This window comes from Brevibacillus sp. HB2.2 (assembly GCF_013284275.1).
Classification (GTDB): domain Bacteria; phylum Bacillota; class Bacilli; order Brevibacillales; family Brevibacillaceae; genus Brevibacillus; species Brevibacillus brevis_D.
The window spans coordinates 1-1,919 of the sequence record NZ_JABSUV010000086.1; the positions used below are offsets into that span (position 1 = coordinate 1).

Here is a 1,919-nt window from a genome sequence, read left to right on the forward strand (position 1 = left end):
CCGATCGTTTCAGCTTCTCGTATTCAATGTCGCCCGGTTGCAAATCTACTCGCGGATTATAAGGGGCTGGATTGATTTTAGAGACTGGTAATTTACGTATGTCCAAGCTGTTCAGCTCCTTCGTGGCAATAAAGTAAGAATAAAGAATATTGCCAGCCCTTGAATTGCTGTATGCCTTGATGCTGTTGGGCTGGTTCCGTTTTTTGTAGGTGTAATCAAACGACTACTATTCCAGCGGAAAAGTATATGTATTGTTTCACCGCAAAAAATGAGGTTGAAGCTTAGAGCCTTATACTTTGGCTGCCTGTTGGCTTCTGGCGACCCCCTAGTCCAAATTGGGGTCTTCTCCTGCCTCTGTGATCTCCTGGTTGAATAGGTGCAAGAGCCACGCTTCTGCTGTCTTCCCGTTGAGAGAATACAGTGGATTTATTGCTAATGCTGACCGTCTTTCCACGTCGGTTCGACGCATTATGTGCAGCTCAATGAATGTCTTCACAATCTTGCGTGCTGTTGGATAGGAACAGTCTGCGATGCGGGCAAGGTCTTTGACGGTAAGCGGCGTCCCCTTTTGTCCGCGCTCATTGTCACCTTGCAGGAGGTTAGTTCCCTCACTGGCATACGGAGCGATCTTCAACAAAAAGCCAGCCTCAGCGAGTGACAGCTTTCTAAGCCGTCGCTTTGCCTTCTGGCTGGCTTTTATCTTTACAAATTTTGAACTGCGACCAACTGGACGAAAAACTTTTACGATCTCGTCAGACCGGCGTAGCACTTCCTCCGTGTAGTAAATTTCTCCTGTCGTTGATTCAACATACTGGCGCACTACATTATCCCCCACCCCCGTAGTTATAATTTTCTACTTTTACTAGAATACCCTTCAAATAATTGGTAGAATAGTCCTGTCGCTACCCAACTAATATGCGGAGGTACGCGATATGAAAAAACTGAGGAAGAACAAAGTAAACAAAAAAATGAAGAAGAATAAAAGCAACCTGAAGAACGTCTTCTGGTGGAACAAGATTAAAGCCAACTTGAAAAACCTCTCCTGGTGGAGCATCGGTACGTTTCTTATGACATCAGCCAGAACGATACTGGCCTTCATAACCTTTTTCAAAAATGAATAATTTGTAAGTGCATTAACCCTAACTTAATATCGACATAGGGTAAATACTTGTTGCTAGTGACTATCCTGTTAACGGCTCCGGGGATGGCGGTCCTCGTAAGACCATAAAATGTCTCACTTAATGGAGATGGGTAGGAGCAAGACTAGTTAGTCGAAGCCACTTGTAGTTACTCTACATAAGAAAAAGCTCATTAGGATGGCGGTCCTAGCGAGCTTTTTTGCTTTCGGTTAACAATGGCAGTCGTTAACCTTTAATTCGACTAATATGCGTAATATGCGAATATGCACGCTGAGAAAGAACTTAAATACTTTCCACCATCCGGTTTCTCTTGGTACACATTATTACCCCAAGTAGAAACAAATAATCAAATACAATGTAAAAAAGTTTAAAGCACAAAATGACTATCCACTGGTCCACTGCAAAATGATCCCACTAATAAATGTTCTAATAATTAATCACCATCCATAAATCAGCCTCCCCATAATTATTTGCAATATGCTTTTTTGTCGGGTTGCACATTGCATAACTCTAAATATAAAGACCTATGCCACTATATTCAAGTTCATTTTGGAAAATAGTGTGAATTTCAGTTAAAAGCCACTGACTCGACTCTTAATGTTATCTTAGTAATTTGCAACAAATGCATGAGAGATACTGGACAAGGGGCGAGAGGCCGAAGCCTTATATCTCGCATATAATCCCCTGTCCGGTATATCCCAGCAGAGTAATTCGCGATTTTCCAAAGCTCCGAGAGGGGTTCCCAAAACTTGAAAACCGCTGTAATGCATACAATTAAAG

2 protein-coding genes and 1 pseudogene are annotated in these 1,919 nt (G+C 42.3%); 1 reads left to right on the forward strand and 2 read right to left on the reverse strand.

The genetic code is table 11. The features are described 5' to 3' along the window. Both HP401_RS35660 and HP401_RS30115 read right to left on the reverse strand, forming a co-directional pair. Window positions 1–106: pseudogene (locus HP401_RS35660) on the reverse strand (ParB N-terminal domain-containing protein); the annotation flags it as partial. 219 nt (window positions 107–325) lie between these two features. Continuing rightward, window positions 326–820: a hypothetical protein gene (locus HP401_RS30115; protein WP_173607611.1), complete on the reverse strand. Its 495-nt coding sequence runs from the start codon at window positions 818–820 to the stop codon at window positions 326–328. A 112-nt stretch (window positions 821–932) separates the two neighbouring features. Between HP401_RS30115 and HP401_RS29375 the strand changes: the two genes are divergently transcribed. After that, window positions 933–1,121, forward strand: coding sequence for a hypothetical protein (locus HP401_RS29375; RefSeq protein WP_173607612.1), 189 nt, complete (start codon window positions 933–935; stop codon window positions 1,119–1,121). Window positions 1,122–1,919: the final 798 nt, after the last annotated feature.

Excerpts from the sequence above, each read along its gene's own strand:
- HP401_RS29375 (WP_173607612.1), top strand. The coding sequence starts at position 933 with ATGAAAAAACTGAGGAAGAACAAAGTAAACAAAAAAATGAAGAAGAAT.